This window comes from Streptomyces sp. CC53, assembly GCF_001865245.1.
Taxonomy (GTDB): Bacteria; Actinomycetota; Actinomycetes; order Streptomycetales; family Streptomycetaceae; genus Streptomyces.
On sequence record NZ_MKXB01000168.1, the window covers coordinates 20768 to 28605 of the forward strand.

At 73.8% G+C, this 7838-nt stretch carries 6 protein-coding genes; 5 read left to right on the plus strand and 1 reads right to left on the minus strand.

Going from position 1 to position 7838, the window contains the following annotated elements:
• The first annotated feature begins 1 nt into the window (after window position 1).
• Entirely contained in the window at window positions 2-418 is a 417-nt protein-coding gene (locus BJP40_RS20275) for a VOC family protein (protein WP_071271233.1), read from the plus strand.
• 171 nt (window positions 419-589) lie between these two features.
• On the plus strand, window positions 590-2977 hold the full coding sequence (locus BJP40_RS20280; protein ID WP_071281585.1) for an excinuclease ABC subunit UvrA: 2388 nt from the start codon (window positions 590-592) through the stop codon (window positions 2975-2977).
• A 415-nt stretch (window positions 2978-3392) separates the two neighbouring features.
• Here BJP40_RS20280 and BJP40_RS20285 read toward each other — a convergent pair whose 3' ends face one another.
• Window positions 3393-4610, minus strand: coding sequence for a serine hydrolase (locus BJP40_RS20285; RefSeq protein WP_071281590.1), 1218 nt, complete (start codon window positions 4608-4610; stop codon window positions 3393-3395).
• A 277-nt stretch (window positions 4611-4887) separates the two neighbouring features.
• Between BJP40_RS20285 and BJP40_RS20290 the strand changes: the two genes are divergently transcribed.
• From BJP40_RS20290 to BJP40_RS20300, 3 genes are read left to right on the plus strand one after another with little or no spacing between them, the layout of a single operon-like run.
• Entirely contained in the window at window positions 4888-5706 is an 819-nt protein-coding gene (locus BJP40_RS20290) for an oxidoreductase (protein WP_071281586.1), read from the plus strand.
• A 10-nt stretch (window positions 5707-5716) separates the two neighbouring features.
• The gene (locus tag BJP40_RS20295) at window positions 5717-6706 is read left to right on the plus strand and encodes an AraC family transcriptional regulator (protein ID WP_071281587.1); all 990 of its coding nucleotides are present in this window, start codon (window positions 5717-5719) and stop codon (window positions 6704-6706) included.
• Between the two features lie 5 nt (window positions 6707-6711).
• The gene (locus tag BJP40_RS20300) at window positions 6712-7392 is read left to right on the plus strand and encodes an NAD(P)H-binding protein (protein WP_071281588.1); all 681 of its coding nucleotides are present in this window, start codon (window positions 6712-6714) and stop codon (window positions 7390-7392) included.
• Window positions 7393-7838 lie beyond the last annotated feature (446 nt).

Sequence of the window (7838 nt, forward strand, 5' to 3'; positions counted from 1 at the left end):
CATGGACATCACCTTGCAGCAGTGCTTCATCGCCGTCGACGACCACGACAAGGCGCTCGGCTTCTACCGCGACGCCCTCGGCCTGGAGGTCCGCAACGACGTCGGTTTCGAGGGGATGCGCTGGGTCACGGTCGGGGCGCCGTCCCAGCCCGACGCGGAGATCGTCCTCGAACCGCCGCTCGCCGACCCGCACGCCTCGCCCGCCGACCGCCGGGCCATGGCGGAACTGCTGGCCAAGGGGCTGCTGCGGGGGGTGAACTTCTCCACCGACGACCTGGACGCCGCGTTCGAACGGATCCGCGCCGCGGGCGGCGAGGTCCTCCAGGAGCCCGTCGACCAGCCGTACGGGGTCCGCGACTGCGCGTTCCGCGATCCCGCGGGCAACATGGTGCGCTTCATCCAGCGCAAGGACGGCTGACAGCGGTGCGGCGGGCGCAGGAGCCGCCCGCCGCACCGACCGCACCGACCGCACCGACCGCACCGACCGCACCGACCGCACCGACCGCACCGACCGGAACGACCACCGGGCCCACCGCCCGCGGCGCCGCCGCCAGTGGTGGCCGGCCAGCAGAGGGAGAGACCGAGCAGCATGGGCACCAGCACGGACCCGCGGGCGTCCGCACCGCACGCCGCCGACAGTCACGACCTGATCCGCGTGCACGGCGCGAGGGAGAACAACCTCAAGGACGTCAGCATCGAGATACCCAAGCGCCGGCTGACCGTGTTCACCGGTGTGTCCGGCTCGGGCAAGAGCTCGCTGGTCTTCGACACCATCGCCGCCGAGTCCCAGCGGCTGATCAACGAGACGTACAGCGCGTTCGTCCAGGGCTTCATGCCCACGCTGGCGCGCCCCGAGGTCGACGTGCTGGAAGGGCTCACGACGGCGATCATCGTCGACCAGCAGCGGATGGGCTCCGACCCCCGTTCCACGGTGGGCACGGCCACCGACGCCAACGCCATGCTGCGCATCCTCTTCAGCCGGCTCGCGCAGCCGCACATCGGCCCGCCCAGCGCGTACTCCTTCAACGTCGCCTCCGTCAGCGCGAGCGGCGGCCTCACCGTCGACCGCGGCGAGGACAGGACCAGGACCGAGAAGGTGACCTTCCAGCGCACCGGCGGCATGTGCACCCGCTGTGAAGGCCGCGGCACGGTCACCGACATCGACCTCACCCAGCTGTACGACGACTCCAAGTCGCTGTCCGAGGACCCGTTCACGATCCCCACCTACACCGGGGACGGCTGGGTGGTGCGGGTCATCCGGGAGTCCGGTTTCTTCGACCCGGACAAGCCGATCCGCGCCTACACGAAGAAGGAGCGGCACGACTTCCTCCACCGCGAGCCGGTCAAGGTGAAGATCAACGGCGTGAACCTCACCTACGAGGGGCTGATCCCGAAGATCCAGAAGTCGTTCCTCTCCAAGGACCGCGAGTCGATGCAGCCGCACATCCGGGCCTTCGTGGACCGGGCGGTCACCTTCCAGACCTGCCCCGAGTGCGACGGCACCCGGCTCGGCGCCGCGGCCCGCTCGTCGAAGATCGGCGACATCGGTATCGGCGACGCCTGCGCCATGCAGATCAGCGACCTGGCCGCCTGGGTCCGCGACCTGGACGAGCCGTCGGTGGCGCCGCTGCTGGCCGCGCTGCGGCACACCCTCGACTCCTTCGTGGAGATCGGCCTCGGCTACCTCTCGCTCGACCGGGCCGCGGGCACGCTGTCGGGCGGCGAGGCCCAGCGCGTGAAGATGATCCGCCACCTCGGGTCCTCGCTCACCGACGTGACCTACGTCTTCGACGAGCCCACGGCGGGCCTGCACCCGCACGACATCCGGCGGATGAACGACCTGCTGCTGAGGCTGCGCGACAAGGGCAACACGGTGCTCGTCGTCGAGCACAAGCCCGAGGTGATCGCGATCGCCGACCACGTCGTCGACCTCGGCCCCGGCGCCGGCTCCGCGGGCGGCACCGTGTGCTTCGAGGGCACCGTCGAGGGCCTGCGGACCGCAGACACCGTCACCGGCCGCCACCTCGGCGACCGGGCCGCGCTGAAGGAGACGGTGCGCACCCCCACGGGGAAGCTCGGCATCCGCGGGGCGGACACGCACAACCTCCGGCACGTCGACGTGGACATCCCGCTGGGTGTGCTGGTCGCCGTCACCGGTGTCGCGGGCTCCGGGAAGAGCTCCCTGGTGCACGGCTCGGTCCCGGCGGGCGAAGGCGTCGTGTCGGTCGACCAGAGCCCGATCCGCGGCTCCCGGCGCAGCAACCCGGCCACGTACACCGGACTGCTCGACCCGGTCCGCAAGGCGTTCGCCAAGGCCAACGGGGTCAAGCCGGCGCTGTTCAGCGCCAACTCGGAGGGCGCCTGCCCCACCTGCAACGGCGCCGGCGTCCTCTACACGGACCTGGCGATGATGGCCGGCGTCGCCACCACCTGCGAGGACTGCGAGGGCAGGCGGTTCCAGCCCTCCGTGCTGGAATACCGCCTCGGCGGGCGGGACATCAGCGAGGTGCTCGCGATGCCGGTGGCCGAGGCGGAGGAGTTCTTCGGCGCCGGTGAGGCCCGCACCCCGGCCGCCCACAAGATCCTCCGGCGCCTCTCCGACGTCGGGCTCGGCTACCTCACCCTCGGGCAGCCGCTCACGACACTGTCGGGCGGAGAGCGCCAGCGGCTGAAGCTCGCCAACCACATGGCGGACAAGGGAGGCGTGTACGTCCTCGACGAGCCGACGACCGGACTGCACCTCGCCGACGTGGAGCAGCTCCTCGGACTGCTGGACCGGCTGGTGGACTCCGGCAAGTCGGTCATCGTCATCGAGCACCACCAGGCGGTCATGGCGCACGCCGACTGGATCATCGACCTGGGTCCCGGCGCCGGACACGACGGCGGCCGCGTCGTCTTCGAAGGCACCCCCGCCGCACTCGTCGCCGCCCGTTGCACCCTCACCGGCGAGCACCTCGCGGAGTACGTCCGCGGCTGACGCCCCCGACCGCCCGCATGCCCGCCGGCCGCGCAGCGCCGCCGCGGGCATGCGGCCGGCCCGCCCCGCCGGTCGCCCCACGGCAGGCCACGGGCGGGCCGCTTGAGACCGGGTGCCGGAAGCACGTCCTGAGGCGTGCACGGTTCGCGGCACGGCAAGGTCGGACGGACGGTCAGCGGACGGCGCTCGACCCGTTGCCGCCCGAGGGGGCGGGGCCGGGGCGTCCGCCCGTCCGCCCTCGGTGATGGCGTCTCGGCAGCCTGCGGGGGCCGCAGGCGCAGCCCTGCACCGTGGCGGTCACCGTTCGCGAGGGCACCGGCCCCCGCCCCGCCGCAGGCGCCGGAGCGCGCTGTGCGCCGCCGCCCGTGGCCGCAGCCTGCCGCGCCCCGCCGGTGCACGCCGGCGGGGCGGACCGTCAGGCGAACAGGGGATGGCCCGGAGCCAGGGCGGCCGCGATGCGGGACGCCACCGCCTGCGCGGTGTTGCCCGCCGGGGACTCCGGCCCGACGGCGGTGGCCACGGCGATCGCCAGGCCCTTGGCGGGCAGGTAGGCCATGACCTCGCCGTAGCCGGAGAACAGCGGGTTCTGGAAGATCCACCCGTCCTTGACGACGACCCCGAGCCCGTAGTGCGCGTCCTCGGTCTGCGCGCGGCACACCGTCGCCGGACAGGTGGCGGTGGGGCCGCCCTTGCCGACCGTGCCGGGATCGAGCAGCGTGCGGTACGACTCAGGTGACAGGAGCTCGCCCGTACCGATGGCTTGCGCGGACCGGGCCACGTCGCAGATGTCCGACGTGAGCACGGCGCCCGGAGCGATGGTCCAGGAGGGGTTCCAGTAGGTGGACTCCTCGTACGCGCCGCGCTCGGTGGTGAAGGCGTGCAGCACCGGCTGCGGCATCTCGGGGGTGAAGCTGTTGCGGGTCTCCCGCAGGCCCAGCGGGTGGAAGACGCGCTGCTGGAGCAGCCGGTCGAGCCGGGTGCCCGTGATCTTCTCCAGCGCGGCGCCCAGGATGACGAAGTTTGCGTGGGAGTAGTTCCAGTTGGTGCCCGGCTCGTACCAGAGCGGCTCCCCGGTCGAGACGGCGACGAGTTCGCGCGGCGTCCACTGCCGGAACGGGTCGTCGTGCAGCGCCGCGAGGAAGCCGGGGTCGGTCACGTAGTCGTACAGGCCGGACGTCGAACTGCCGAGCATCCGCAGGGTGATGCGGTCGCCGTGCGGCAGCCGGGGCAGCCACCGGGCCACCGGCGCGTCGAGGTCGACGCGGCCCTCGTCGACGAGTTGCAGCAGGACGCCGGTGAGGTAGGGGATCGCCACCCCGCCGGAGCGGACGTGCATGTCCGTCGTGGCGGGGACGCCCGTCATGGACTCGCCGACGGCGGTCGTGGCGACGTCGCGCCCGTGGACGGTCGCCTTGGCCAGGACGGCGTTCAGCCCCAGGTCCGCCCGGGCCTTCCGTACGATGCGGGCCACCTCGGCGGCCCGCCCGCCCGGGGCTTCAGGGGTCGGTGCGCAGGCGCGCTGCGGGTGCGCGGCCGAGGGGCCGGAGGGTGTTGCGGAGAGTGCGGGGGCGCCGGCCGACACCAGCGCCAGGAGGGCCGCGGCGAGCAGTCCGGCTCTGCGGGTACGCGTCATGGTGGCACTCTGCGCGCCACCGGCCCGGGTCCGCCGGGCCGACACGCGGGGGCCTCCGTCCGGCCGCGCTCTTGGGCCCGAACGGACGCGGTGCCACGTCGCCACGGCCGGGACGGTCCTCCATGCCGGCCATGACGGCGATGACGGCCGGCGGCCGCCGCAGATGGCGTCATGGGCAAGCAGGGTGGCGGCTTCTGCCGGTGCCCGGCCGCCGCCGGCTCCGTACCGTGGGGGCGGGAGGCGGTCGACGGGACCGCCGCACGGAAAGCAGCGACACATGCGCACTGCACTGGTGACCGGTGCCTCGTCGGGGATGGGTAAGGAGACGGCCCGCAAGCTCCTCGCGGAGGGGTACGCCGTCTACGCCGCGGCCCGCCGCGTCGACCGGATGGCCGACCTGCGGGAGCTGGGCGCGGTCACGCTGAGGATGGACATCACCGACGACGCCGACATCCGCGCCGCCGTCGAACGCATCACGGCCGAGCGCGGCGGCGTCGACGTGCTCGTCAACAACGCCGGGTTCGGCATGTACGGTGCGGTCGAGGACACCTCCGTCGACGAGGCCCGCTACCAGTTCGAGGTGAACCTCTTCGGCCTGGCCCGACTCACCCAGCTCGTCCTCCCGCACATGCGGGAGCAGGGCTTCGGCAGGATCGTGAACGTCTCCTCCATCGGCGGCAGGATCTACACCCCCCTGGGCGCCTGGTACCACGCCACCAAGCACGCGCTGGAGGGCTGGTCCGACGCGCTGCGCCTGGAGCTGGCGCCGTTCGGCATCGACGTCGTGATCGTCGAACCGGGCGTCATCGACACCGAGTTCGGCGACGTGATGGTGGAGCCGATGCTGCAGCGCTCGGGAACCTCCGCCTACGCCCCGCTGGCGCGCAGGCTGGCTGTCTCCAGCCGCGCCGCCTACGCACCGGGCAAGGGCACCCCCGCCGCCCGGCTCGCCGACGTGATCGTCGCCTCCGCCACGGCGCGCCGCCCCCGGACGCGCTACGTGGCGGGCAAGTACGGCAGGCCGCTCCTCACCCTGCGCAAGTGGCTCAGCGACCGGGCCTTCGACCGCGTCGTCATGCGCGCGGCGGGCGCGTAGGAGCGGCGCCGTGGCCGTCGACACGTTCGCCGTCGAGCCCGCCGTGCAGGCCCTGCTCGTCGACCTCGGCGTCACGCCCGCCCACGTGCTGCGCCGGGCCGGGCTGCCCCAGGACCTGTTCTCCCGTGCCCCGGTGCGGCTGAGCGCCGACCGCTACTTCGCCCTGTGGCGGGCGCTGGAGGAGGAGACGGGCGACCCGGAGCTGCCCCTCGCCATCGGGCGCGCGCTCTCCCCCGAGGTCTTCGACCCGCCCCTGTTCGCCGCCCTGTGCAGCCCCGACCTGCGCACGGCCGCCCACCGGGTCGCCGCGTACAAGAAGCTGATCGGCCCGATCTCGCTGCGCGTCGACGAGACCGCCGGCCGGGTCCGGCTGGTCTACCGCTGGCCCGCGGCCCTGGAGCCCCCGCCGCTGCTGGTGGTGACGGAGCTGGTCTTCTGGGTGGTGCTGGCCAGGACCGCCACGCGCGCGTCCGTACGGCCGCTCAGGGTCACCACTCCGGAGCCGCCGCAGGACACCGGGCCCTACCGCGACTTCCTCGGGGCGGCGGTCGAGCGCGGCCCGCTGCCGGCGGTCACCTTCTCCGTCTCCGACGCGCAGCGGCCGTTCCTCACCGCGGACCAGCGCATGTGGGACTTCTTCCAGCCCGAACTGCGCAGGCGGCTCTCGGAGCTGGAGGCGGGCGCCTCCGCGGCGGACCGGGTGCGCGCCGCCCTGCTGGAGCAACTGCCCGCCGGGAGCGCCGCGATGGAGACCGTGGCCCGGACGCTGGCCGTCAGCACCCGCACCCTGCAACGCCGGCTCAGGAGCGAGGGCACCACCTTCCAGGCCGTCCTCAACGACACCCGCGAAGCCCTGGCCCGGCACTACCTGACGCACTCGGGCCTGACGGTCCGGGAGATCTCCTTCCTGCTCGGATACGAGGACCCCAACTCCTTCTACCGGGCCTTCCACGCCTGGACGGGCCGGACGCCCGCCCAGGCGACAGCCGAGGTGACCTGACACAGATGAAGATCGTTCTTTTCGGTGCGACCGGCATGGTCGGCCAGGGCGTCCTGCGGGAGTGCCTGCGCGACCCCGAGGTCGAGGGCGTCCTCGCCGTCGGCCGCACCGCGACGGGCCGCTCCCACCCCAAGCTCCGCGAGGTCGTCCGCGCGGACGTCGGTGACCTCGCGGACCTGGGCGAGGAGCTGTCCGCGTACGACGCCTGCTTCTTCTGCCTCGGCGTCTCCGCCGCCGGCATGGACGAGCAGGACTACCGCCGGATCACCTACGACCTCACCCTCCGCGTCGCGGAAGCGCTCGCCGCGCACCGGCCGGGCATGGCGTTCGTCTACGTGTCGGGCGCGGGCACCGACAGCAGCGAGCGGGGGCGCATGAGGTGGGCCCGGGTGAAGGGGGCGACCGAGAACGCCCTCTTCCGGCTGCCCCTCGACGCGTACGCCTTCCGCCCCGCCTACGTCCAGCCGCAGCACGGGGTCACCTCCAGGACCCGCTGGTACCGCCTCGCCTACGCGGTGGCGGCGCCCCTCCACCCGCTGCTGAGGCGCCTCGCTCCGGGCCTCGTGACCACGACGGAGAACCTCGGCCGGGCCATGATCGCAGTGGCCCGCGACGGCTGGCGCACCCGCGTCCTGCCGAGCCACGACATCAACGCCGCCGCGAGCGCCCGGCCCCCCGCGGGCTGAACCCGCGAAGCGGCCGCCGCCCGTGCCTCCGGGCGCGGGGGAGGGGCGGTCCCCCGGTACGCGCGGCCCCGGTGCCGGAGGGCGGCACCGGATCTCGCCCGCGGTCAGGGCGGGCGTGCGGGCACCGGCGGGGGGGTGCGGGGCGATCCGCGCCGTACGGGTCACCCTGACCGCCGCTGTACCGGTCCCGTCGCGTCCCTCCGGGGCCGCGGCTCCGCCACACCGGGTGCGCACCCCGCGCAGCGCCCCGCGCTCCCGGCCCGACGGCAGCACCGGGCGCCCCGGCGCCGACTGCACCAGCGACTCGACCGGCCGGGCGGCGCGTGCACCGCGTCCGCGCTGTGCACGTCCCGGAGGCCGGAGGCCCATCAGAAGGCACGGGGAGCAAGCCCCGTTATGTTTTCTGCGGTCCTGCAATGGGGCTGCTGGCCTCCGGGCTCGGCATG

Excerpts from the sequence above, each read along its gene's own strand:
- BJP40_RS20275 (WP_071271233.1), top strand. The coding sequence starts at position 2 with ATGGACATCACCTTGCAGCAGTGCTTCATCGCCGTCGACGACCACGAC.
- BJP40_RS20280 (WP_071281585.1), top strand. The coding sequence starts at position 590 with ATGGGCACCAGCACGGACCCGCGGGCGTCCGCACCGCACGCCGCCGAC.
- BJP40_RS20285 (WP_071281590.1), bottom strand. The coding sequence starts at position 4,610 with ATGACGCGTACCCGCAGAGCCGGACTGCTCGCCGCGGCCCTCCTGGCG.
- BJP40_RS20290 (WP_071281586.1), top strand. The coding sequence starts at position 4,888 with ATGCGCACTGCACTGGTGACCGGTGCCTCGTCGGGGATGGGTAAGGAG.
- BJP40_RS20300 (WP_071281588.1), top strand. The coding sequence starts at position 6,712 with ATGAAGATCGTTCTTTTCGGTGCGACCGGCATGGTCGGCCAGGGCGTC.